At 44.6% G+C, this 26,900-nt stretch carries 15 protein-coding genes and 1 pseudogene; 10 read left to right on the top strand and 6 right to left on the bottom strand.

Annotated features, from left to right (window positions below; genetic code table 11):
* The first annotated feature begins 596 nt into the window (after positions 1-596).
* From GI364_RS21155 to GI364_RS21140, 4 genes are read left to right on the top strand one after another with little or no spacing between them, the layout of a single operon-like run.
* Positions 597-1,343: a hypothetical protein gene (locus tag GI364_RS21155; RefSeq protein WP_198851160.1), complete on the top strand. Its 747-nt coding sequence runs from the start codon at positions 597-599 to the stop codon at positions 1,341-1,343.
* The gene (locus tag GI364_RS21150; RefSeq protein ID WP_198851159.1) at positions 1,340-2,149 is read left to right on the top strand and encodes a hypothetical protein; all 810 of its coding nucleotides are present in this window, start codon (positions 1,340-1,342) and stop codon (positions 2,147-2,149) included. Before GI364_RS21155 ends, GI364_RS21150 begins: the two co-directional genes overlap by 4 nt.
* The gene (locus GI364_RS21145; RefSeq protein WP_198851158.1) at positions 2,127-3,434 is read left to right on the top strand and encodes a Mu transposase C-terminal domain-containing protein; all 1,308 of its coding nucleotides are present in this window, start codon (positions 2,127-2,129) and stop codon (positions 3,432-3,434) included. The genes GI364_RS21150 and GI364_RS21145 overlap by 23 nt, the downstream gene beginning before the upstream one ends.
* Positions 3,431-4,369 (top strand): TniB family NTP-binding protein, encoded by a 939-nt coding sequence (locus tag GI364_RS21140; protein ID WP_198851157.1) that lies wholly within the window; start codon positions 3,431-3,433, stop codon positions 4,367-4,369. Before GI364_RS21145 ends, GI364_RS21140 begins: the two co-directional genes overlap by 4 nt.
* Positions 4,370-4,536: 167 nt before the next feature.
* Here GI364_RS21140 and GI364_RS25515 read toward each other — a convergent pair whose 3' ends face one another.
* From GI364_RS25515 to GI364_RS21115, 5 genes are all read right to left on the bottom strand, one after another.
* Positions 4,537-5,655: a PD-(D/E)XK nuclease family protein gene (locus tag GI364_RS25515; RefSeq protein ID WP_198851156.1), complete on the bottom strand. Its 1,119-nt coding sequence runs from the start codon at positions 5,653-5,655 to the stop codon at positions 4,537-4,539.
* The gene (locus GI364_RS21130) at positions 5,652-11,189 is read right to left on the bottom strand and encodes a DEAD/DEAH box helicase (RefSeq protein WP_233096202.1); all 5,538 of its coding nucleotides are present in this window, start codon (positions 11,187-11,189) and stop codon (positions 5,652-5,654) included. Before GI364_RS21130 ends, GI364_RS25515 begins: the two co-directional genes overlap by 4 nt.
* 76 nt (positions 11,190-11,265) lie before the next feature.
* Complete coding sequence (locus GI364_RS21125) at positions 11,266-13,977, bottom strand: hypothetical protein (protein ID WP_198851154.1); 2,712 nt, start codon at positions 13,975-13,977, stop codon at positions 11,266-11,268.
* Positions 13,978-15,058: 1,081 nt separating this feature from the next.
* Positions 15,059-15,313: a hypothetical protein gene (locus tag GI364_RS21120; protein ID WP_198851153.1), complete on the bottom strand. Its 255-nt coding sequence runs from the start codon at positions 15,311-15,313 to the stop codon at positions 15,059-15,061.
* A 130-nt stretch (positions 15,314-15,443) separates the two neighbouring features.
* Positions 15,444-16,640 (bottom strand): DNA cytosine methyltransferase, encoded by a 1,197-nt coding sequence (locus GI364_RS21115; protein WP_198851152.1) that lies wholly within the window; start codon positions 16,638-16,640, stop codon positions 15,444-15,446.
* A gap of 1,423 nt (positions 16,641-18,063) precedes the next feature.
* Here GI364_RS21115 and GI364_RS21110 point away from each other — a divergent pair.
* Complete coding sequence (locus GI364_RS21110) at positions 18,064-20,775, top strand: SIR2 family protein (RefSeq protein ID WP_198851151.1); 2,712 nt, start codon at positions 18,064-18,066, stop codon at positions 20,773-20,775.
* Between the two features lie 93 nt (positions 20,776-20,868).
* Complete coding sequence (locus tag GI364_RS21105) at positions 20,869-21,741, top strand: Shedu immune nuclease family protein (protein ID WP_198851150.1); 873 nt, start codon at positions 20,869-20,871, stop codon at positions 21,739-21,741.
* A 188-nt stretch (positions 21,742-21,929) separates the two neighbouring features.
* Here the strand turns inward: GI364_RS21105 and GI364_RS21100 are convergent, their stop codons facing one another.
* Positions 21,930-22,499, bottom strand: a complete 570-nt coding sequence (locus GI364_RS21100) for a hypothetical protein (protein WP_198851149.1) — start codon at positions 22,497-22,499, stop codon at positions 21,930-21,932.
* A 415-nt stretch (positions 22,500-22,914) separates the two neighbouring features.
* Here GI364_RS21100 and GI364_RS25510 point away from each other — a divergent pair.
* From GI364_RS25510 to GI364_RS21085, 4 genes and pseudogenes are all read left to right on the top strand, one after another.
* A pseudogene (locus tag GI364_RS25510) lies at positions 22,915-23,334 on the top strand (TniQ family protein); the annotation flags it as partial.
* Positions 23,335-23,730: 396 nt separating this feature from the next.
* Positions 23,731-24,705: a hypothetical protein gene (locus GI364_RS24965; RefSeq protein ID WP_233095904.1), complete on the top strand. Its 975-nt coding sequence runs from the start codon at positions 23,731-23,733 to the stop codon at positions 24,703-24,705.
* 62 nt (positions 24,706-24,767) lie between these two features.
* Positions 24,768-25,184, top strand: a complete 417-nt coding sequence (locus GI364_RS21090) for a TniQ family protein (protein WP_198851147.1) — start codon at positions 24,768-24,770, stop codon at positions 25,182-25,184.
* A gap of 46 nt (positions 25,185-25,230) precedes the next feature.
* The gene (locus GI364_RS21085; protein WP_198851146.1) at positions 25,231-26,799 is read left to right on the top strand and encodes a hypothetical protein; all 1,569 of its coding nucleotides are present in this window, start codon (positions 25,231-25,233) and stop codon (positions 26,797-26,799) included.
* Positions 26,800-26,900 lie beyond the last annotated feature (101 nt).

Here is a 26,900-nt window from a genome sequence, read left to right as displayed (position 1 = left end):
CGGCTCCAATATAAAGTTTCGAATGGTGCTCTCTCGCTCTTGAAACGGATAGCGCTGTAATGAGAGTCATAAGTCAAAAACGGCTCGGCAAGAAGGAGGACGTAAAGACCCAATTTAAGTGGACAGACAGTCAACGCAACCACCGCAGCCGTTTTGTTCAAGGTTTTCAATCTCCTTAACGAATTGAGCAGGCTGACTTCTAGATTAAGTCACTGCCAGAGAAAGTGTGTGGCTCAAGATTGGGTCAACCGTCGCAAATAATAATTCTCAACTCATTCGCCTGTAAAAAGGAAAATTGATAGCTGTTCCGGTGCTCGTGAAGAAATGAAAACTTGTACGTACCCGAGGGAGAGCTCGAAGTGGGTCGGCGTTCGATGATGAAATTCACGTGACTTTGTGATTCAAACAATAAAATTGCATGGCGGCTTCTCTTGGTTAGGCATAGCATACTTATCGATATAACGTATGTTATCCAAAATAGGACAAAATGGTAAACATGTATTAAGTTGACATAATAGATAAATGCGATATAGAATGATAAACAGCTTATAAATATCTTCTATTGAAACCAAGTTCTAATACTAAGGAGGGGTTGGATGAATTGGGCAAACAAGGCGTGGGACCAAGAAGATATTGAATTTGCACCGAAGAGGAAGGTTGATAACAGGGATAGTAAACAGCGTCCTCATGTCATAGGGGCCTTTCACAGTCACAAAATGGATGCCGTTGCGGAGTATGAGTCACTTGTCGAATGGGCACTGTATTCCCTACTCGAGCTGGATCATCATACTATTCGATACTACGTTCAACCGCTACGAATTCACGTACCTTACAGAGATGACCTCGGAAACCTTAAAAGCTGGGTTCATGTACCCGATGTCCTCGTCTTTCGTGAAGGCTCTATTCCTCAGCTTTATCAATCCAAAGCCTTTCCCCATGACTCAAACGAGAAGCAAAGACTGATAGACAAGGTTTGTGCAGACTACGCAACATCCCGTGGTTGGGACTATAAGGTTATTTTCCCAAGGGCGCTGCCGAAACTCATTTTAAGGAATATTGAACTCCTGACTGGATTCACAAAGAGCCGCAAATGGTATGCAAACTGTGTCCCGCAGCTCATGGCAAAACTTCAGTTTATCGAACAAACCTCCATCGTTGAACTCTCTCGGAGTTTGATACCACAGTATGACCCTTTACTTGTGTTGCCTGTTATTTACCACCTCATCGCCACGGGAGCCTTGTGGGTCAATATAAAGAAACCCATCACCGAACACTCAACTGTGAAAGTTTCTTGTGAGTTTGGCGGGACATTCTTACCAATAGGACTGAGGGAGGAAATATGACCTTTAATGAACTTAAACTGAACTCGGAACTTATCTATTTTGGCCGAAAGTACGTGATTCTTGCCATTGCCCCACCAAACGTTGTGATCAAGCGAGTAGAAGGAGACGGCGAATCGATTGAAATTAACTTTGTCGAGTTGGTTACCAACCCCTCGTTCAAAGCGGGTAAAGCAATGCTAAGGGAGATCAAAAAGGATAATGCCAAATTCATGTCTCTTCTGGACACCCTACCCGAGGCGCAGCGTCACAAGGTATCGGGTCGTCTCAAACTGATTAGACCCTTGCTTCTCTTGGAACGAGTAAAGCGACATGATATAAGGGCAATGCATGAGTTTATGATGTACCACAGTCATTACCTTTCTGAGGGACAGACTCTTGATGAATTGACTCAAGAGGAGTTAATACGAAGAATCTCACGAAGATATTCGATAGTTAGTGAGGATGGCGACGGGGCTAAAGGAACCTCGGTCAGGACTATCAAACGATTGTTGGCAGCATACAGACAGGCGGAAAGTGAAGCACAACGTGGCGAGGAAGGACTTATCAGCAGAGCAGGTAGTGGCTATCTGTTCCGCAGCGATAACAAGCAGTTAGTGATCTGCCATCCTAAAAAGCCCGATGAGGTTCTTCAGATTCTTGATGTCCGAATAGATGAGAAGTACATACCTATTGTCAAGGAAGTTATTGAGCAGGAATACCTCAATCTCAAGCGCATGACGAAAGAGGCATTTAATGAATCTGTTGCACTTCGATGTTTTCGACGGGGCATCGAGGAGCCAAAACGTGAAGTTGCTGGATCGCATTGATGAGCAAATCAGAGTGCGAATGCGTGATGGCAATAAAGCTGCAAAGAAATATGATGATCTCATTCGAGGGTTCTCTAACGAAGAAGCACAATATCCGCTTCACATTGTTGAAATAGACCATACGCAACTGGATATGGATGTTATTGACGAGTCAGGGTTAGTCATAGGACGTCCTTGGATTACGTTGGGAATTGACGTATTTAGCCGGATGGTATGGTGCATGTATGTTTCTTTTGAACCACCATCTGCAAACGTGGTGCGAAAGGCTATTCAACAAGGAGTTTTTTTCAAGAGGGTTAAAGAAAAATACGACCTCTTTAACGAATGGGAGGTGTTCGGAATACCTACTGTCTTTTTACTCGATAACGGCAAGGATTTTCGCAGTATCGCCGTGAGACGTATGATCAATGAAACCCTCAGGTCTAATGTACGATACCGACCGAGAAAGACGCCGGAGTATGGAGCCGCCATTGAGCGACTATTTGGGACATTAAATTCAAAACTGATACACAGGCTGAATGGGACTCGGAAGAGCAGCGTATCGACTCTTGGCGAATACAAGCCTGATGAGGAAGCTGTATTTACACTCGAAGACATCCGTGAACTTCTGACAATGTATATTGTTGACCAATACCAAATGAGTCCTCACCGGGGACTCCCATCCAGCGCTGACCGACCAATCACAAGGTGGGTGGATGGAATCAATAAGGTTGGATATCCGGATTTTGTAACTTTAGAAGAGAAAGAAACATATAGTCTTGAGCTACTGCCGGTCGTGATGAAACCATATACCCGTGACGGGGTACGTTTGAATAACCGACTGTATAAGTTGGACAAGCTGTCTCACCTGATTGGTCCACGTTCCACCAAATACAAAGTAAAGTACGACATCGATGACATCTCATGTATCTACATTCAACCGTCGGACTCCGCTGAATACGTAGAGGTTCCAGCGGTGTTACCTAGTGCCGACGAGTTAAAAGGGATGAATGCATATTTGTGGAAGCTGATTTGTGAGGAATCAAGAGAGGAAGCAAACGAAAAGGCAAATAGGATTCCAGGTACAAAGTCAGTTAGAAATGCAAAATTGGCACTGCAACAACGAGTTCAACAGAAACTCAAACGAGGCAGAAAGGCCCGACAAATGGCGAAGCGAGCTAATATGGAACTTAAGGTTGGACAGCCGCAATCCGGTAAACCATTAGAATATACACCGTCGTTGGAGCAACTTGCAGATGCCGTAAAGAAGTCAGTGCAAAGGAAAAAGGAAGTTGAGGAAGCATGAATGACGTCGAAGCCAAGGCCGCTCTTCTTCAACGAGTGAAGATCCTTAATATTGCTCACCCAAGGTATCGTGAAATTTGGGATGAATTAGATTCTCTCCGGCCGGAACAAGGTACGGACCGTGACATGATTACTCCAAGGCACTTGTTTATCTATGGTGAATCGGGCGTTGGAAAATCAACTCTGTTACGTAAATATGTCAAGGCGAAAGAGAATATAGGATATGTCGATGTGGATGAAGAAGGCACACAGTATGACATTCGTCCGGTAGTATATACGGATCTACCTGAACCCTTTACTAAGTACGAATTTTACCATCAGATAGTGAAAGCCTTGGGTGCTCCGCAACCGGGAGGCTCAAAGATCGGCGACGTTAAACAACAAGCACTCAAACTAATCGAGCAGCAACGTGTTGAAATGGTCATCCTAGATGAAATGGATTACATTCTAACTTCTCGAAGCGTAAAACAGATTGAAGCGATGGAGGCTATCAAGAGTCTGACCAATCTTGGGAATATTTCCGTGGTTTGTGCCGGGACGCCTGCAGCCAAACAACTGACAGAAATCAATTTTCAATATTACAGCAGATTTCCAGCCATTCCATTGCCACGGTTTCATGATTGTGACGGTGGGTTCTGTGCCCTGTTAGAACACATCGAAGAGCATTTGGGTCTTCCTGTGACTCTGGGATTAGGTGATCGAGAACTACATTATCCTCAATTGTTACATAAAATGAGTCAAGGAGTGCTGCGGCCACTGGTTCAAGTTTTGCAGAGAGCATTTACAATCATGCTGAAGAAGTATGATTTGGACGACTTGGCTAATCATGAACTCTTTGTAGACGTTCTGCTAAGTGCAAGAAAGTATGTCTTGGGTGAGGATGAAGATAAATTTTTGGAACTCTTGAATAGGTCCGAGAACTACGAATCAAAGTAGTCGATTTGGATTGAGAAGTTGGAATTTTCTAAGGGGGAGGGAGAGGGCTGAGACACTGACCCGAAACAGAACAAACGTATAAAACACAATGCTTTGAAACTAGTGCTATAGGAAACACGGGCGAGTTTCACTTTGTGTCATGCGCATAGACAAACCATACGGTGTGCCTACAGACTCCACCATATGGTTGTGTCTTCGTATACCTCAGTAAAGATATCTGTAGAACTTTCCCCCACCTTACGTAATTGGATACATCGTATCCTCTGAGAAGGTTCTAGATGGGAGTCGTAAAAGGTGATAGGAGCACTTATTACAAATGACTGCCCACTGCTTGTGGAAGTAAGTCTTATCTCCGTGTAGTGCGAGGAGGAACTAACACTATCAATTCTACCTTCTACATCGAGGAACGACCCATTTGAAGTTGTCATGCTTGACCAATATGTGTCACATCGATTCCTATACGGACAAAAAGCACAAGATTCGGCTGAAGGTTGTGCAAGTTCATTGAAAAGTTTCTCTCCTCTCGAAATTTCAAGCAGTGATGTATTGATACTATCAAGAGTGTCAAAAACGCTGTCGCCAAATCGAACGGCCTCTGCAAGATCCACGTTCTCTTCATAAACAACTCCGTTCATGGGAATAACTCGGAACGTCACGTTATGAACATCAAAAGATTCGACACAAAGAAAGGTGTAGAGTAACATTTGTCTCCTTATGTGCGCTCTTAGTTCGTTACCATCGTAAATCTCTCCAGTCTTATAGTCCTCAATGATTGCATCTCCATGCTCTCGGTAAATCATACGATCAGGCCTGCCAACCAGTCTTCCGTTAGAGGATTTCAACTCCCGTTCTGCGAGTATATCGACATTTGACATATCTGAACGGTTTGTATTAGTGCTGCGGCGTTCAAATGTCTGAAGCGCTGAGGCTTGTAGTCTATAGTACCTGATGTTATATCCAGGCCAATTTTCGGGTGAACCGTAGCGTTGAGATTGACTAGCGTTTACCGAACTGAGAAGCAGGTGTTGGCATTTTTGGTGAAATTGTTCACGGAGCACTTGCTTTATTTCACTTGGATCTATATGGTCGTACGCCCCGACACTTGCTCGTCGTAACATGTCGTGACACACGATCCCGATCAACGCCTTTGGGTGTGTGACACGATGTGCGGGGAGAGATGGAACTGTGTCCAGAAACCCCTTAAGAGGACACGACAGCAGCGATTCAAAACCCGCCGGTGATGTTTTTTCTAATCGACTAGGGTGTGGCCATTCTGGAATTTTCATTGGGCATACTCCTGACTCAAAATGTCATTGATGATCCAGACGGGCCTTCTTATAAGATCGAATATATTGTATCGAATTACCTTGGCAGCAGGAAATTCCAGTTCAGCCGTAACGGTCGCCTCACTCATCGGTTCATTGAGGAAATCTTCATGAATGTTCCATAAGGGATGACCAAACAGTGCTACAATGTTTTCGCCTGGAAAAATTACAGCAGGTACTTGGCCGAACCACTTTTCCTGCATCCCAGGATAGTTGGATACCATGCCTTTTGCGGATCGCCGTACAAGACCGCCCCACCTTTCACCAATCCCTGGAACGAATGTTGGGTCAGTCAAAACATTGGCAACATCAAACGCCAGTCTCCAATCTAGCAAACCGTGGTAAGACATATTTTCATACGTTCTCAAACATTCATAACAAGAAGAATCACAATCATGGTGTTTAAGATTTGGAGCTCCCATCAACGGACCAGACAAATCGCTTAACAACTTTGATAGCACTTCTGGCTGGCCAAGATATCTTGAATAACCGGCACCGTTAATTAAGCGATCCGCAAGAAATATCTGTCCAACCGTGTTACCTGATGAAACTACAGACCTAAATCCAACTTGTAACTCATCAGCATCAACGTCCAAAAGGTCGGATGCAATTCGCCGAAACAGGAAGCCAAAAGAATAGAGCGCAGCTCTAACGCCCAGGATAGCGGGATTGAATGTCATACCTGGTTGTAATGTTGCCGGAGTTAGAACCAAAACTTCCGTATTTTTAATGGATGCTAGCGCTGTGTCAACCGACGTGCTAGTAAGTGCAGGGTTAAACCCATTTACACCAACACTGTTCTTTTCAATCCAACCATCAAAGGGATTTTTTGCTTTATAAAAAGTGAAAAGTTCTCCAGTATTGTCGTTTAAGGTATAGATGTCACCCTCTTGACTGTAAAACTGAGTGTTAAATACCTGAGTAACGGCTGAAGGGGGTTTTTGTGCCAACCGTGGTGAGGATCCCCGAGACACCCATTCAAATTCCTCCGTAAAATCTTGTTCATTCCAATCAGAGCGAAAACCCATTGGCTCAGAAATTGGAATATGTCTAAAAACGCCATTACTCATTTTCGAAGCTCCGCAGGACGGACATCGATCGGGTAGCGAGTCCGGAGCCCCATCATAGAGTATCTGACAGTGCTTGCACAATGCAATTGTCCGAAGCTGGCCTAAGGGCTCTGGTTCGGCTTCGATCTTCGACCCCAAGGGGGTGTAGTGGGCCACACCCACAGCCCGGTGCTTAGCTTTTTCCTTGACGACTTCAGAGCCAGGTGCATATTCTCCAATTGCAATTTCTAAATCTCGATCAACGGTACCTTTTTCCAAAGCACCAACAAATGAACGTTCTGTGCGAGGTTGGTGATGTAAAAGGCGCAATCGGGTTGGAAACCCGAACATGGGCAGTAATCCGGCAGTTGCAAGGCATTCACTCAGCGGTACTATGTGAGAGTAGCGAATATCATTACTTATTTGGGAAATTTCACCTGCCACTTCGCCGTTTGTCACGTAGGCAAATAACGCTTGTTGGTCGTGTACGGAAAGATGGACCCGAAACGAGAGAGCTGTAATCACTTCTTTTGCAAACTGCATCCCTTCCTGAGATTGTAAGTATTTCTGTATTCTCTCTTTATATGTGCTCCAATCTTCACGCCTCCCGAAATCCCCATGTACGCTAAGGCCTTCTTGTACTTCGTTTTCCAATCCAGTAGCTCTGTATGCATGATAAAGAATCTCTTTAACGAGGACTCGTTTGAAAACTTTTACCGAATTAACGTCAATGTACGGCTGCGGAGGGGGATCACCCGTAATTCGATCTAGGTTATCAAAGTACCAGTCATCGTGGCTCCGTCCTCTACACATGGTAAGACTGACAGATAGCGGTGTTCCACGACGTCCACATCGTCCAACCCGTTGCTGATAGTTAAATCGCTGGGGCGGCATATTTGACATAGCGACGATCTTCAAGGAACCTATGTCAATTCCTGCCTCCATGGTTGTTGTAACGCTCAAGACATCAATTTCATCCACCAGGGGAATATCACTGTCGTCGAAGATGCCTTGAAACAATTTCTGACGCCTAGATGCCTCTTCCGCATCAGTTTGGCCAGTTAATTCCTCAGTATGGATCCTGGTTTCAGTTCGGATGTCGTCCGCAAGTGATCGATAGTAGTCGTTGACATCCGATGACTTTAACTGTTTTTGGACCAGTTCCGAAAAACAGTCCGTGCAAACGTCGCATGACGGGTGTAGATGAACTCTGTGACATTTAACACATGCATACACGGGGGTGCCTTCATCATACGGTACAATATGAATTTTATCGATTTGAATGATATATTGCTGAATTCCCGAACTTCGTCGAAACATGGATTCCATCGTCGAAAGGATAGCCGACTCATCCAAACTATGTTTTCTTGAAACAGCAGACCAATAATCTTTAAGCACCTTAGGTGCAAAGTCTGAGGGAGCTTTTCGCCCACCACTATACCTGCGGTTGGCGCCAAGAATACGTACCGAGCTATCAAATAATCCTCTCCAAAAATCAGAAGATTTACCCAATGCGTCTTCAACAGACATGTCCGGGTCAGTAATCATTGTACCAAGTGCTAAAGACTCAAAGTCTCGTTTTCTCTGGGAGAATAAGGTGTCTGCAACGATTTTTTCTTGTAGACTCTTCTTTAGTTCATTGTGGTGTTGCCTCTCGTCTACCGTTTCGGGAGCGGGGACTATAGATGAATGGTTAAAGGTGTATAGGTCAGTCCACGAATGTAAAGACTGTCCAGCTTTGAAATTCTGAAGTGATTTGTATGGTCCCCCCGGATTCATGCCCAAGTTTACAATACGACGCTCGATTTTATCCCACAATTCACGAAGTGAGGGGGGAAGAGATACTTGTCGCACAAGGTTGTCAACGTCCTGACGAACTTCGTCGGGTAGATATCCTTTAAAATAGTCCTCGATATCACGAGCGAGTCTGTAGGTTGACGAGGAGAGTCTATACTGTTCTGCCAGTCGCTGCTCTTGCTCATCAAGAGGCTCTCCACGAACTAATTTTATCCACGAGAGTACAGGAGCCCTATCCTCGTGTGCAGCCGATGACACAACACGACGGAGTAGGTCTAGGTAATGTCCTTGTTCAAATTTCACAGAGAGTTTGGCGGCGTCCTGTCTGCTGTCGGAAAATAATACTATTTTCGAATTGTCCGAGCCAGTAAACTCACGCATAAGACTATCGATCAGAACTTGACTGACCTTATCGAAACCTGTTCGTTGACCTCGAATTGGTGAACGTGTTCGTACCGTGCTTTCAATTGGCACTCCGGGTAAATGGATTTCCCAGTCGTCGCCGCAACCACAGCATCTCGTAGGGAATGCAGGTATTTTGTCTGTATCTTGGCCATGTATTTGGAACCAGTGCCCAGTTGGATTTCGTAGTGCGTCTGTTCGAATACTACCGAAGAAAGGATTGAATGATGCTTTCTCCCACGAAAAACGTACAGCACCACCGTTTCTCTTCCATTCCGCTGTATCGCTATGTATCTGCATGCCAGGCCAATACACTGCATAATCGGCGTACTTTTTCGTGGCAGGCATTTTGTCTGGTAGTTGCTCAAGTTCAGGGAAATCTGCACTTAATACGAATGTATCCTCCTCTGAGTCGTTTACAGTCTTGTAACCACCTAAAAATGCATCACCACAGTTTTGGCAATAGTAAAAATCTAGGACACGCCCCCCACAGCTACAGGCAACCTGAGGTTGAGTATAAAGCTTTCCTATGGTACGCCCCTCAAATCGATACTTTGGTTCCACAGCGTCGCAATGTGGATTTGAGCAGGCCCATAGTCCCTGAAAATTACGGAAGAAGAGATGACCACGCAACGGAACTGCGACCTGTCCCTTATCTCTGGCTTCTCCCAATGCACTCAAGAAGCCTGCAACGGCACTGGGGTTTCTTGAATGAAACATCTGTTCTGCTAAATCTAAAATCGAACGAGGGCGGTCGCATTGTTTGACAAATGCGTGAATCGCACCGGACTGATTGAGAGCATCAAATGTCTTCTGGTACAGGTTTGGCTCGCTAGAGTATAAGTCCAGATCTTTACACAGTTGTTCTAGTGCCGTGTCAATGTGGGTAGACTGTGTAGCTCTATTGTAGAAATCTTCGAACGCAGGAGCGTGATCTTGATACGTGTTTCTATTGTGATATTTGTCGGCAGTTTCCCTCTCTCCAGCTAACACATCAAACTGCTCTGCAGATACGCCGAAGAAATCCTCAAGAAATTGTTTTCCAGTTTCATCCAACGAAGCACTTGTTGCAATGATTCTCAATTGGGGGCTATCTGGTGAGAGACCAAGGCGGTGGAGTAATGCACGTAGGACATACGAAACCTCAGTACCGGCTGTTCCACGATATGTATGTAGTTCGTCAAGCACAAGGAAAAAGGTGTGGGAACTATCCTCGGCCAACCAGGCCTTGGTCTGCTCAAAGATATTTTGTTCTATCATTCTGGTGAGAATAATGTTGAGCATACTGAAGTTTGTGATAAAGATGTCAGGAGGAGTCTCTTGCATATCCCATCTTGATACCATTTCTGCACCACTAGTTTGTGGTATAAATGATAAGTTTTCATCCAGTTGACTGTCCAATCTTTTACTTAGCTCCGAGGCCTGGGCATTTGTCATTGTCTGACCCTTCTCCAGAAGCTCTTCTCCAAGTGCCTTGTTAATCTTAGACGCAAGCTCTGAGTCTATCTCTCCGGTATCTACGGTATCGTGCAATCCCTCTTTTAGGTCTGCGTAGCGTGTGCGAAGGCCTTCCTCGGTGTCCTTCATATTGAGCATGATACTGCGCATCTTCCTACGTTTTTGGGAGTTTTGTCTTCCAGAGACAGGAGTTTTTCCTGTATATCTCCCAAAATAAATACGATTCCCATGGCGGTGGTCATCAAGCCATTCACGAGCATCATCGCTGTCTAGTGCTTTACGCAGCCGAGTTAGTTGGTCCTCTACAAGCGCATTAAGTGGATATAGGATTAGGCCCCGGATCGCTGCGGGGCGCCTCTCGTTATTTCTCTCCCCTTTCCAAGAAGAACCGATTTCCCACCATGGATCGGCTTTAGCACTGGGCTGGGACCATCCTATTGATTCATCCAATATCGAAGCAATGAGAGGCAGCAGAAAACTTTCTGTCTTTCCGGAACCGGTGCCTGAAGTTACAACGACGTTTCGTTTTGACTCAAGAACTCGGCGAAAGGCTTCAAACTGGTGTTGATGCATTCGAAAGGATTCATCAAATAATCCCTTGTTAGCAAACTCAGCAAAGTCAGTCGCCCACCCGATATTCGAGCAAGCTGATTTTAGGGTTTTCCCAGAACTCACGAATGATGGCATTGCCTCGACATAAGGAACTTGGTGAATAATGCCTTCAGTTTCAAGGAGCGCCCTCCGTTCTTTGATAAGCTCGGAACTCGAGAGAGCGAACGGGCTATCCATGTACTTCACGTACATCTCCTGCAATGTGCTAAAAATCCCCCAAACATCCTCCAAACTTGTCACCGCCTGTTATGTATTAGAGTTCAAAACCTAACCGAAATGCAGTTATCAGCGCTAATTCGCCAGGAATGTTTCGATAAATGGTCTTGCCAAAGGTCGTTTTGGGTGAAGAACCACTGCACAGCACTAAAGCCCTAGAGTAGAGCTCGGGTAACAGGTACTCTTTTCTTACACTCAGCCTATAGTTCGAGTATGAAAAAATACGTTGGTTGTGGACTGAGGCGGCATATAGCTTCCCCACCTCTGGACTTACTTGGACTGTTCGGCTCGATAGCTTCAAAAGATGTAGTTTCCGCCCATATCCCAAATTGTATCTCGTCAGTTCGGAACGTGTTTCCGGTTCCCAACGATGGAAGATTGTGTTCCAACCTTCAAAGGAAATGGGGTTAAAAGGCTCCATTCCGTCCAACGAGGCATTCAGAAATTCTCCCAACGTGGGCAAACTTCGAATTAGGTCGTAGCTAAAATACTCTTCGCTGTGGTTGAAAGCTACCTGGCGAGTAAATAAAAATCCGAAGAGCTCGTCCATCTGATCTGCGACTAGGTAGAAGGTTGTAGGCTGGAAATCCGATTGTGGTATATGCCATCGTAATTGAATGTTTTGCGCTTCAGAGCGTAGAAAGGATATGAAACTTCTCGGGCGAGTACCGGTTAAGATCACTGCGCAGTCCGCTAAAGGAAGCACAGCACATGTCGGCGGGAGTGCTCTCCATTTGAATCTGTTAGTGTATCTTGCCTCTGAGACAAATTCTACGATACCCAAGTCGGAGAAAAATCGGCGCACCTTATAAGCTGTAAGTCCATCGCTTTGGCCCAAACATAACTCAAGAGCATTAAGGAAACTGTCCCAATTGCCTTCCCGTTTTAATGCAAGGTAATCAATTAAATGATCAATCGGGCGAAGCGGTAGAGGTGATACACCACGTACCGACTCAATGTTTTCAATATGATCAATAGAGCGAATATAGGGTCCGCAGCGCATGATAGACTCCTCCGGGTATCGGGCAACGAGTCGTCCTTCTCCTGTCAAAATAACTTCCTTTGGTCCATTTTGGACTAGAGGGCTTGGAAGTGCTAAAGGATCGTGTAACAAATACGTTCCGGAAATATCAACAGAAACTCCGGGATTTACCGTAAACCTGTGGTATGGCCTGTGTGATAGCTGAGTGAAGGTAGTCTCTTCAGGCATGGAAATATACATAGTGTAACTTTTATCTGAGATGGCTATATGATGAACTCCGGGTTCCTGTAGATAATGATCGCAACGTACCAATGTTGAACCATCCGTAAGGCAGAGTATTTCTCTACCATCGATCGAGATTGTTGACTTTGGAGGTGCTACAACTGAAAGTGCAGGAGGGTAATTATACAGCCAACAGTTGTGTTTTATCTTTAATCCACCTTGAAAGGCTACGGTTACGTGGTCGGTACGGGACTTGATTCCATAGGCCCGAAAATCATCTGTAAGAATTATATCTCGTGACAGTTTAAGTTTCGTAAGTTGCCAGCCATCAGGCACACCCGCACTAATTTTTGAGACTTTACTGAAAGAGTTTGTGTTTATCCACCCCTCAATCGTGCTTGCTTCATGACAAGTGTAGAGTATTAGATGCTCATGCTCTGGTAACATGTCCTTTCTACTGAGCCATCCTCCCAGCCCAACATCATTTCCTTTGCGGAAAACTATCACTTCGCTACCTTTATACGCTAGTTTTTGGGTTTCCGTGTTTAGGAAAAGGCCTTCTGCTATTTCCTTAGGGCTTGGTGATTCGTAGAGATAATAACCATTACGGAACTGCAGACCATCGGCCAAATTTTGAGTTTTGTCTTCAGTAAGCACGGGTGCTGATATGAGTGAAAATCGGGCTTCTCTGGAAAACATGTTTCCCAGTTCTATCAACAGTGAAAGAGGGATATTCTTTCTGCTAGTTTGAAGTAAATCCGGTTCATACTCCGGTTCCCAGTTTTTGAGTTCTTCAATGGCCATGTGAACAATTGCCTCTTTGATGCCCTTTGTGTTGTGGAAAAACCATCGGCTTAAGCGGCAGGACCTCGCAGAAAGATATTCCTCGAGGTTGGCTTTTACAGAGTCATGTTCTAGCTCTGAATCGGATTCATATTGCGCCCAAATAAAGAATTCGTTAAGTAATCCACGTTCCGTATCTCTAATAAGACACTGCGATCTTGGGTATCCACAATACGGAATGCTTGAAAACGTGAAACTAAACGTAAAGCCATATTGCCCGTCATTACCCTTTTGCCATGCTAACAGGATATCCCAAAGTTGCATGCAGTCCTTAAATCCTAAAGGCATGCCGCTCCTATCGGCTGTCTCAAGAAGTTCACGTAGCCTATGATAGTAATTACCGCCGCCAATGTGCTCTTCGGCGTCTGATTCCATTTTGGTGGCAGCAAGCACAGTCAAAGCGAGCACTGCGAGGAATGGCGGATGTCCAACAGCACCCTGTCTATACCATTTCATGCCTCGATGGTGTGTCAGACGAAACAATTGGGCTATATCGTTTACGTACGATCTAACACAATAAGTAAATGAGGGTAGACACTCGTCTTCCGGAAGACCTAGTTTTTGGCCGATCTGAATAATGGTGCGCTCGTTCGTATACAAGTAGATGATTTTGTGAGAAGCCGTTGCAAAGAAGTAGTCAAACAATGCATCATTCCACTTGTTGTAGGTAATGGGGAGTCGGACAGGTTCCGGAGATGACAATCTCTTCCCTCCAAACGAGATCCTTCTTAGACACGATTTTACGCCACTTCCCAATATTCCACAATAAGGGACAAAATACGATAGTCAATGGTGTTCATGAATGATATAAAAACAATTGTTGAATAACCTAGCAATAAGTCACCTTTGTCGAAAAGTGGTCGGAGCCTGTACCATTACTATCAGACGGGCGGTGCTATGAAGCCATGCTTATGATCTACAAGGATTTCAAGAGAGAATTATAGACATGCAGAAGTGGGGAGAAAGACTGGACTATGCACCTAATTTCATCGAAAAAGACAAGTGTGAAATTATACTAACTCCGTTCACGATTGGGCACTACTGCTCAAGAGAAGGCTCTTATCGATTTCTAAATCACCTTTTGAAAGGCAGGGAGGTTATCGGAACATACCTCCCTGCGTTCTCATTCGACGACATGCCCATGTTAGGCAGCGCCCATGGTAAGTAACACCCCTTTTTGTTTGCAGATAACTAACTGGTATCGACATTGAGGCGTTATGAAGAACTATTTAGAAGAGAGTTGTAGCGTTGGCTCCATAAAGCTGTCCAAGAATCCTCTGTAACTTCTCGAATTTTGCGCCTCTGACACAAAGCATATAGTTCTTCAACCGCCGACTATGGGAAGTATCTGGGGGTTCAAAGAATGGAACTGAGGACTGTTCTCCTCTTTAAGAACCTTTTCCCTGTCTCCATCAGGGGCAACAATTACGTACCGGGTTTGGAACGATTGTGTCGCATCCTTTAGGCCCTTCATATGTGTTACCCACTGGTGACCTCCGTACTATGTTCTACCTCCAGGACTGTGGGATGAGCTTACCGTTCTTGAACCAGATGTTGTCGATTAGTAACGCCGCATTGTGGGCCTTATCGCATAAAGCAATGATGTTCTCATTTCTGAGTGGTTGCACTACAGGCCATTTTCTCCAATACGCTGGTTACAGTACATAATTTCCTTATTGCTTTGTGCGACCCACGTACGGAAGCCAAGTTGTTGACCAATCATAATTAGAGAGACTTGAATTTGAGGACTGCCTCCGTACCACTTCGATGCCAGTGTCCGCTGCTACCGACTGATCAGGAACAACCGAAGCATCATAGTAGCGTCCACATTCGGAATATCAGAAATGACAATATCGGTTTCTGCTTTCATCATGGCCGTCGACCCCAATTCAATTCTTCCAAGATAGGAAGAATAAGACTTCGAGGTGTGAGCCAAAAGCGCCTCCAGTGCAGATCGGGTGTTGTGGCTTCCAGCAAGAATTCCATCGAAGTTTATGGACTGATTTTCTGTAAAGGCATTCACAACTCGCCAAATCATCCGTACAGAAATTGACTCTTCCTTGCCGTTTGACGGCGTACTGCCCTTAGTTGGGCCTATCGTTTAACCACGATTGGCCCCTCTGGATATGTAATATCCATGATTTGAAGAGCGGTTTTTGTCTTTGGATTTACGCAGTGATAAACTCGGCTTTTCTGTAACTGGCCGGTTGCGGCGGCGATATCCGATGCGGTAACTCACATGATTTCATCCCTAGAAAGTCGAGAATGGTTTGGGCGATTCCATGTGCTGCAAGGTATGGAACGCCGTTACCGACCGTCTTAAAGGCGTTTGACAACGTAATCTCCTGCGGCAACGAAAATTCCTTTGGTAGCGACTGAATTGCCAGTGCTTCCGCTACGGAAATTCGTCGCATCTTATAAGGGTGTAAGTGAACTTCGTTGTTCCCATAAGCAGCGGTCGGTGAATACCTCCAACGATGCAAACGCTTGTACGATTTTTGGGAATTATCACCCTCATCAATTACGGAAAATTTCGCTAATCCAGCTCTAGGTTGAAAATACTGATGCGAGTTAGAATGTCTATAGACATCGTTGTTACGGAACCAATGTTCCACTGTTAATTCTAGTGGGAGATTGGGTGGAAATGGGGAATCTGAGTTCTCTACAAATGTTGTTGTCGTCGGCCACGGATAGGAAAGCACCTTATCAATCGGGTATTTAATGTGCTGTTTCCACGGAAAGACTTTGGTCAGACTCTCAGAGTCCTTTACCTTATATCCCAGACTGTCGAGAAACTCAGTATGAAAACCGATCAAAATGATTCTTTCTCGGAACTGTGGCGCACCGTATTCCAAAGCATTTATCAAACGTTCTGTCGTGATATAGCCGTTTTGGTGTAGCTTCTGTTTCATTTCATCGTAGAACTTACGGTGCTTTTTCGTTTTCCAAAGACCTTTAACGTTCTCAAACAGGAAGAACGAAGGCCTTTCTTGGCAAATCAGTTCGACATACGTTGCCGACAATTTGCCATTATCGCCTTCTCGCCCTTTGTTCTTGCCACCAACAGAAAAGTCAGGGCACGGCGGCCCACCGATGAACCCTACAATGCCCGAATTGCGACTTGTTTCCGAAACCAGACTATCAATTTCTGATTTAGATTTTGAAGCGATCAGGTCCGAAATATCGCCAATGTTATACCCGAATTCGGGCTGAGGTAGACCTAACACCTGTCTGGAATGTTGGTATGCTTGCATAAACGGAGGGTGCATTTCATTGACGTATGCGGCGTGAAAGCCCGTCATTTCAAACCCCAGGTCTAAGAAGCCGGCCCCAGCAAAGAATGAAAAAATAGCAGGACGATTCATTTTAGATAGTACCCTTCCATTGAGGATTGCTGTTGACGTTTCTGATATGTCTTTTTATATGTCCATCGTATCACATCAAATTGAACTAGAGGCAACGTTTCTGTATATCACATTTCTGAAGTGCCGAAATATGTATTAAGCAAGGTTTTCACCGACCAATTTACAGGAGAGTAGAGATTTGGTCTGGACATTGCCATCAAAGGGGAAGGGCCTTCTTCCTGTTGCTTTCATGTTAGGTAAGATAAAATACGTCCCAATAGCGCTATGTAGCGGAGAAACATTTATAGGATAATCGATCGTAAAGATTGGGTTCGTGACCAAGTTGTTGCAAATCTATGTAAAAAAAGTTGCATGCCTTTGGGGGAGATGGGAACCGTTGGCAAGATAAGAGTACGGTAACCCCCATTCTGAAATTGATGCGTGGTGAGATCCAAGGATTTCACTATTTTCATCGGTGTCTCAACTCGGAAGAAGAGCTGGTTAACACTTTAACGAAAATTGGAGGTGCAACTAGCTTCAATCTTACATATTTCGCATTCCACGGTGCCTCGGCACGATCACTACTGAGTTATTTCAATTATTGTTCTCTGAGGTGGCCGACCGAATAGGGAATAAATTTGCGGATACCACCAGGGGAAATTCCGGTAAGTATTGATGTCGCTGTGATCTATTGGTTGACATTAGATCGGATGGAACCGTGGTATGTAATAGGTACAAGTAGCCAATAGGGTGCTTCTGTACTTATTGACCCTGATTTACTACGTACTCTGCAAGTGAAAACTGTGGAAAGTGACTCTGGGCCTGGGCATGACTGATGGAGATATTTGCTAATCCTGAATCGAATTCAAATAGGATCGAATTACTAAATTGAGGGACGGCTTCTCTAGTCACAAGGTTTCGTAATCAGTTGTCACTCTGCCCCACTTATGAAGGATATTATGGCATTACAATAGAAACAGTAAAGGGGATTCTTCTCGGAGAAGAGGGTCGATGTATTATGACATCAGCAGCAAATTTGAGACTATCTGTGGATGAATTCGTCCGGTCAGTTTCCGTAAGCCGTTATGTCCCATATGCTTTTCTACTAGGCGCAGGTGCATCAATCAGTTCTCAAATTCCCTCTGCAACTGACTGCATATGGGAATGGAAGAAACAAATACTTCTGGCAAGACATCCTGAGTTAGAGCCACAATTTCAAAATATTTCTCTGGCAAGTGTCAGGAACACGATACAACAGTGGTTAGATGATGAAGGGGAGTATCCCCCTAACGGGTCAGATGAAGAGTATGGTTTTTACATCGAAAAGTGTTATCCATGGCCAGACGACAGGCGTCAATATTTTGAGAATATACTCAGATATGCGAGCCCACATACAGGCTACAAACTTCTCTGTTTACTTGCGCAAGAGGATATTATTAGGTCTGTGTGGACCACGAATTTTGACGGATTGGTAGCGAAGGCTGGTGCAATGTCTGGTCTGAATTGCATCGAGATCGGATTGGATTCAACGACTCGCATTGAACGACCAGCCAGAAAAGATGAGTTACGCATTATATCACTCCATGGAGACTATCGATATGATTCGCTGAAGAACACCCCAGATGAGCTAAAGACACAGGATGGTGTCCTGAGATCGACACTCGTTCGTGAACTGAGGGATACCAATCTAATTGTGAGCGGATACAGCGGTAGGGATAAGTCTGTGATGGATGCCCTCATAGATGCATATTCGGTTTCAGGAAGTGGCCGATTGTATTGGTGTGGGTATGGAGATTCTGAGCCTCCGAAACATATCATCCAATTGATTGAGACGGCTCGGTCTGCAGGACGAGCAGCTTTCTATGTCTCAACCGAAGGTTTCGATGACACTTTGTTTCGCTTATCATCTACATGCTTGACCAAGGAGCGAAAAGCACAGATGGCTCCATTTCGTGCCGAGATTAAGGTCAAGGCACCGAAATTTACAGTTGCAAGAGAGCGTGTGGTTGGATTTGGAAAAACGAATGCATTTAAGTGTCAAGTACCACAGAAGTTACTTGCTTTCGAATTAAGGTACAAGGGCAATTATCTGTGGAGGGAGCTGAGAGAGGCTACTGAAGGGACAGGCGTCATTGCAGTCCCGTTCCGGAAGAGTATCTTCTGCATGGGTGATGCGGCCAAGGCCGCCCAAGTTCTCAAAGGCTTTGTTCAGGGAACGGCTGATTACGTCGAAACAAACTCCGTTGCGGACCATTCAGTCATTCAATCGTTGTTGATGCATGGCTTGGTTCGCTCACTAGCCGCAAAACACGCTCTAGGGTATACCAATAAAGGTGCAGTATACAAGCTTAGAGCATCTCACCAAACGGTTGTGAATAAGAAGCAGTGTCGAATCTACGAGGCTGCAGCCTTATATTTGAGACGTTTCGCAGGTCATACGTACATTTTAATGAAACCCACCATTCGGGCGACAGCATTGGATGGTAAGTTGTTAAGTCGTCAGGACGACATGGAGCTGAAACGGCAAGAGTTATCCGGTCAGTACAACAAACAATTCAACGAAGTTCTCAATCAATGGATCGACGAAATATTCCCCTTTGGCACCAATGTTTTTGAGTTTCCTGAGGCCCCGTACTATAGATATGAAGCGAGGAGATCTCCACTTTTTGTTGCGGTCGGTTCTGCGTCATCGAGGCAGATGCAGACAATAGCAGCGGACAAAATTCAACGGTTTGTGTCATTATATGGAGAGCAAGTTGATGAACCATCTTTGTTATTTACAGATACGTCGGGCAAAAGACCACGACATGACATTTTTCCGTTGCGGGGAATGGCCAATAATCGGCCATATGACTATTCTTTAACACAATCAGGTTTAGCAACGGAGGTAAGAATCGGAGTCGTTTCACCTGCGCAAGATGAGAAGAAGCTTCACCAATTCCTTCAACAGTTAAATAATGCCCGGTCAGCAGACAGAAGCGACGAGTATTGGTTGGATTACCCCGGCTTTCCAAGCTGTTTTAGTCTACCTCTTCGATTTCCAGATCCAGGAAGTACAGCCTGGGCAACTTGTTCGGGGGCAGATTTGTCCACAGATGCTAAATCGGGCGCTATAACGCTGTTAGAGAGACTGAAGAGTTGTATCGACTCCGTTCGCTCGGCCACGTCACCCAACGTTATTCTCATTTATATACCGACACGATGGAAACCATGGGAGTCGGTCGATTCTTCAACATACGGCTTTGATTTACATGATTCCATCAAAGCTTACTGTGTGCATCAAGGTGTTGCATCGCAACTTATACGTGAGTCAACGTTGACAGCTCCGTACCAATCTAGGATTGCGTGGGGACTTGCCTTGCAGCTTTACGTAAAGTCCATGAGAACCCCGTGGACTCTGGAGAATATAAGTCATAATACCGCTTTTGTTGGACTCGGATACAGCATGCACGCTGACCATCAGGATAAACGAAGAAGGATCGTTCTTGGATGTAGTCACATATACGGGTCTAACGGTTTGGGTCTGCAGTATAAGCTCAGAAGAATTGAAAACCCCATCATGATTCAAGAGAACCCACATATGAACTATGATGACGCAAGGCGCACGGCCGAAATAGTGCGGGAATTATTCTTTGAGTCATTTCATCAGTTGCCAAACCGAGTCGTCTTTCACAAAAACACACCATTCTTACGAGAAGAAAGACAAGGTTTACTTGATGGTCTCGAGGGCATTGAAAATATAGACATGATTGAGGTGGTAATTGACAGTGGTATGAGGTTCATAGCGTCCAGTGTGCAGCATGAAAAGATCCATCCAGATCGTTATCCGGTCAAGCGTGGCACGGCAATCGTGATAGATGATAACAAAGCTCTCGTTTGGGTCCATGGAAGCACCGAGAGTGTGAATCCGCAGAGGCGGTACTACTTGGGGAAAAGACGGATTCCGGCCCCCCTGTTGGTGACACGTCATCAGGGTAATTCCAGTTTGCGTACCATAACGAGGGAACTTTTAGGACTGTCCAAAATGGACTGGAACTCTGTTGATATGTATAACAAGATGCCTGCAACGATTCAATCTGCCAAGAAAATCGCACAGATCGGTTCGCTTCTGGAGGGACTCCAACCTCAGGCTTACGACTACCGTTTGTTCATTTGAGGGGGTCCTTGAAGGATACTTACACCCTGTACATCGAACGGGTTAGAACTTGAACGGTGAAGTCAAGTTGGTGTAAAGGAGAGTAGATAAATAATGCAACACAAAAATTTTGAACTTGCAAGTATCGCACCTCCGGAAATGAGTTGGAGTAGTTACGAGCACTTTCTGAAACAAGAAATCCAGAAATACCTTTTGCAAGATGCGGACAATGAAAAGGTATTTCAGAGATTTTTCGAGAAACATCCTTGTTTGCTACCTGGGCCATTTGGACTAATTGGAACGTCGGGACATTATCCGTACGCAGGAACAGTTATAACTCAACCAAGACTTGTGGGCTCTTCAAATCGAATACCCGACTTCATGTGGATTGCCAGTGACAGCATGACTATTTATCCAGTTCTAATTGAAATTGAGGCTCCTTCGAAGCAGTGGTTCACAAAGAAGGGAAAACCCACTGATAAATTTGCTCAGGCACAAGACCAACTAACTGAATGGAAAACGTGGTTTGCGAAGCCAGAGCATGAATCTCTCTTCTATAGCTTGTTTTCCGTTCCAAGTAGCTTCCACTCTCCTCGCACTCTAAAGCCACTTTATGTGCTTGTTTACGGACGAAGATCTGAGTTTGATACAAATCCACGCCTGAATGAAAAAAGGGCACAGCTTGCTCGCAGCGACGAATTTTTGATGACGTATGATAGATTAAGTCCACAGTTCGAAGCTCGTAATTTCTTGTGCAGCAAGGTGGAAAATAGGCAGTATGTAGCCAAGTCTATCCCGCCAACTTTAGAGCTTGGCCCTAGCCTTGCACCGTATCACGCCTTAATCCATAGTAAAGAGGCCGCAGCAGAACGTAATCGATTACTAACGAAAGAGAGAAAGGATTTTCTGAAAAGTCGATTTGCATATTGGGACAACTATGCAATGCAGGTGAGCCGGGGGATTGCCAATACAGGTGACAGGGAATAGCGATTCAATCAGTATAAGCATAGAGACGAAATATGGGGTAAATCAGGAACGCAGGATAGTCCGCTTGAAGGGGCGGTGTTTGAAAATATCCGGTTAAAATTCCGTCTCTCAAGGCAGTCTAAAAGTTTGCTCTATGACTATTCTTGCTTTATCCTGTACCGATGGGCCGTGTTATTTGTCTGATTCAGTCAAACAGATGATGGCAAGAGACTGTCCTGTGCATTGTAACCTACATAACATTTGATTACGTTGTCTAAGTTATGTTTTGCTAATGCAAGAAGTCTGTGGTTTCCATCTTGAACAAATGGTTCAACTAATTGCCATTGCAGTATAGTGACGTAACGCAATTCATTTGGAAAAGAACCTTCTCGTAGAGCTTCATATATCCCATGAACCTTCGCATAGTGATCGGCGTATTGAGATGACTCTAGGCTTTGTAAGCGTTCTAACCCATTACGAAAAGACTTGTCATTGGCTTGAGCGGGAGCTCGGGTGCTATTGGTTAAGTATTTTGCCCACGGTGCCTCTGGATACATTGAAACTCTTACTAGGTCCTTTACCAAAATATCTCCTTCAATCCATGTTTCTCTGTCCCGATACCGTCCTTTCTCTCCTACAAAATGCGAACTATCAGGATCTCCATTCTTGTTTTCATAGGAGTGTTTTACGATTTCAATGACTTCATCGGCAGAACTTGACTTCTGGTATTTCAGATGTTTGGTTATTTCTTTGTAGTTGGCAAAACAAACATCATGCATATCATTATTCCTCCATTAAGTGTTCTATCAGCGCCTTTATCCCCTGCTAATTCACCAACATGACATAGCCAAAGCCCTGCATATACAGTGTTCTGTCTGCACGGTGTCAACTATGTTTTTGCAATGATGTCTTCGGTCCTCCACATGATAATTCAGGTAGCCGAATCAACCTTTGTGTGACCGGTTAGGGGAGAAGAAAGCCCCCCGTTAAGTACATAGTGTTAGCAAGTTGGTCTAATAACGATCCAAGCAGCTGAGGCGGGCTCATCCCCCGTCACCAGCTAACGAGACATGAGGTGTCGTCTACCCATGATACCACTGTCGGATATTTCTTATCCAGGGTCACCAGTGTCGTGTTATGAATTGACCCATATTGGAAATAACTAATTCCATTCCGTACTGGGAGTTGTTATAAATGGGGAACACGGTTTTTAGAGCTCGTCCCAAACCATTCTTTGCAGAGTCATTCTGGGGCTATGTACTTCGCTTCGCCGACAAAAATGGCATCCCAGTTTTGTCGCTTTTGAACTCTGTTAGGATTTGGGGGACAAAGTATATACAGAGAGCGGATCTTAGCCTTCTTGATGTGTCTCCCAGAAGTATAATAGATACAGAGAGCTTTTCAAGGTTAGCTGGTCTCACCGTTGAGGAGCTGTTACACACTACATTTCATCCCTTACTAACCCGATTCGGTGTAAATGAGGAAATTCGACGGTCACGCTTTATGTCGGGGCTGCTACTGGACAAGTACCGATTTTGCCCTCAGTGTTTGAAGGAGACAAAACACTATCGCTTACTGTGGAAGATGAGCCTTGTTACGTCCTGTGTTGAACACAACGTTTACCTTGTTGAACACTGTCCTGCCTGTAAAAAACAAATTAAATTTAAGGATATCGAATTTCTGGACGTGTGTCCCTATTGCGGATTTCTACTTACTAAAAATCAAACACGAGCAATTGTCGGTGACGAACTAGAGCAACAGCACTGGACCTATGAAGCGTTGTATAGGTTGCTAGAACCCGGTGGCTCTCTGATCGACTCTCACGACGTTGCCATGCGCCTTCTTTATTTGCTATGTGGGCGGCAGCTACATTTTAATCGGAAACTTGCCGAGGAGAAGGTGGCATCAGTATTACCAACACTTCTTCAACACGCACGGGGTAGCCTGTCGCAAAAAAGAACCCTCCATCTTTCATTCTTGCTTAATTCGCTTTATAGAAATCAGGTATCCATGAATGAATTTCTTCAGGTCGGCGTTCCGGGCAGTTTTGCTGTTTCAGTACGTAAAGGTGTTGTTCGGCGATTAGAACAACTATCTTGCCTTGCTCCCTGGTGTGACGGGCATCAGAGCCCAGGTACGCTCGTGAAAACGGGAACGACCCTAAAGCGCCGTAAGTCTGGTAAGACTTTGTTTTATTATCTTGCCTGTACGGAGTGCGGTTGTGAATATGCCATTAATGAAGACGGGCAGCTTGAAGAGCGAACCTACTTTATCGAAGGATATCAGGCGCTGACGGGCACGAATACTTCACTAAATGGTATGAAGGGTTTGGCACGTAGTATCGGATTTACTGAGGAGAAAACCCGCCGATGCCTGGCTTATTTTTGCACCCGAGTGGAACTCGATCAATGGAGTGAGTCGCTGGTGGTGGACAGTTCACTGCTTGAACGGGTTTTTGCGGCCGTTTGTCACGGAACGACATGGAAAACCATCCAACAGTGGGATTGCTGGGATAGCTATCAACAGTTTCTTGTGTATCGATTTCACCCGCAAGTGATGCGTGCTTTGATTGGGTTGAAACGTCCTCGACCGTGGAAACGTTCAGACGGTATAGTAAAACGGGAAAAAGTTCGGGAAGTGCTGGATGAATTCATGAAGAACGATCGGGATATTACGATTGCTGCGGTTTGCAACACTGTAGGGGTATGTGCGGAGACGATTCGGAATTGGGGTGATAACGATTTGATTGCTGAAGCAAAGAAATTTCAATGGGAACAAAGAACGCAACGTCGAAAAGATGAGATATATCAAAAGATCGAAAACTACTTGTCACAAAATCTGACCACTATCCTTACGTCTGGGTCATTGTATAATATAATTGAAACTAGTCGTACGGTTTTATGGAGAATCGCACCTGAGATTACGGCATATATCCACGAACGAATGGTAGAGCATAATCGCAATATTAAAGAAATGACAGAGTGATTAGTTTTTTTGCGTCAGCATCGAATATGTGTCTGATAGTAACGACAGGAAGGGTCAAAGGAATGATGAGAAGTTTTACTGTCAGACCCCAGCCCAAGACAGGAGAATCCCTTACATCTTTTCTTTCTACGGTAGCTAATCGAAATTCAAGACAACTCAAAGACATTTTGCGGATGCTGGAAGTGACCAGTGACGACCTACGAAGGAGAGATTACTATCGGCTTGATTTCATTCCAAGTCGGTATGTACCGTTGGAATCCCTTAGTGAATTGACGGGTGTAAGTCCTGTGGTTTTGAATGCTCTTACTTTCCAGCCGTTAATTAAGAAGTTCTTCGATTACAAGGAACCCGAATCAGCGAATGTAAAATTAACCTTGCAAAGAGATATTGATGTGCAACATCGTCGTTTTTGCCCCGCCTGTCTGAAGGAAAATGGGGTCTACCAGTTACTTTGGCAGACCTCAACCGTACGCAGCTAAGACATTAGCAGGTTTCCTATGTAACTGGTGTGGGTATAATTTTTCTTTGAACCGTTCATCTGATATTTCCAAATCGGATACATTCGAAGAGCAAATGGAATTACAGAATCAATGGAGATTCCTTCATCAGAGTGGTGGGGAGTTTATACAGCGACTCGGTGATAGGTCACTTACACAATCCTTCACCGTCAAACTTCTTTATATCGCAACGGGGCAGGCCGAGATGTGGGATCGCAACAACGTTGTTGGCATAAGCGCTGGAACGGTTTCAGCATTTCTTCATTATTTGAATGATAACGAGCAAGGATATCCTCCAAAAATAAGTACCCTACTCAATATTTTGCGTTGTCGAAATATAGAACCTCAAAATTTTCCATCGATGACCGTTCCAGACAGTTTCTCTGGTTCTAACCTAGCTGTTGCGAGCATAAAGGAGGCGGGGGCATGTTCCACTCCTTGGTGTGGGTTTCATGGAAGCAACAAGGGGATGAGAACACCAGGCCGATTTTGTAATGGCGCACCATCGGTCGGCCATCGCCAGTATCATCAGCGAGGTGCCATAAAGTATATCCAGCCTGCAGTCTGTATGGGTTGTTACATGGAATACGGTTATGATCCTACATCTCAATGGGTAGCTGTGCGACCCGATATTGAAAGAATAAATGTAATTCGCAAATGCCTGGTTAACGGTCTTTCGTATGAATATATTCGAGAAACCTATGCGATAGGTATGTCAACAATTCAGCGTTTGGTAGGCTACATTGTTGCACACGAATTACTACCTAAGTTCTTGAACGATAGACTTAGGCCGCCTACCCTCTCGGAAAAAGAATTGATGCGGCGATTCCGATTGATTTACTCAAGTGATACAAAGGAAAAATCCAAGTCGGCATGGGTATTATTCTCCTGGACACGGACACAATTTCATTACTATCGCTCATTAGACGTCATTCAAAGATGGTACTTTTCCGGAGATATACATGGGACTGTGAACATTCAAGATGATCTTGCGAGACCAGCTAATGATTACTTTATGGACAAATTAGTTCAAGAAATTGAGGAAATGAAACGTTTAAGCATTGAGATCACAATGAATGAAGTTATTCGTCGTCTAAATGCTTCCTTTTTGAGAAATGTTACAGTTAAATCGACCCCCTATCGGGAATATATATGGAAAGAGATAGAACAGCAGAAGAAGATATTGAGAGAACTAACGATACAACAGTGGTGGGATCGGGCGAAGGAGTTTGTCGGAAGTAAGGAAGCTGATGAAACAATAATATACGTCAAGGATGTATTTGAATACATTGGTGCATCGCCACCAACAGTGAAACGTCATTGCCCTCAATTAAATGATTGGATAAAGGAAGTGTTTGACCTCAGCAGGCAGCGGCAACTGCAACGCAAGGTTGAGGAATGTAGGGTACGGATAGAGATTGCTACTGGTGCGATCATCTCTCAGAATCAATCTGCATCCATACAGGACGTCTTGAGATATGCAGACGTCCCGGATCATATCGGATATTACTATCCGGTATTGGTAAAAGCTCTACATGATGCTAAGTATCGTATTCAGAGGAACATGGAATTAGTAAGGGAAAGTCTTTTGCAATGAGCGTACAATACAGTTTGTGTCACTTTATAGTATATAAACTACAGTTTATGCCGTTTCATGATATACAAAATGCCATTTGAACATTGAAATTCACCTCATTT

Source organism: Alicyclobacillus sp. SO9 (assembly GCF_016406125.1).
Classification (GTDB): domain Bacteria; phylum Bacillota; class Bacilli; order Alicyclobacillales; family Alicyclobacillaceae; genus SO9.
This window is presented reverse-complemented; position numbering and strand designations above follow the sequence as displayed.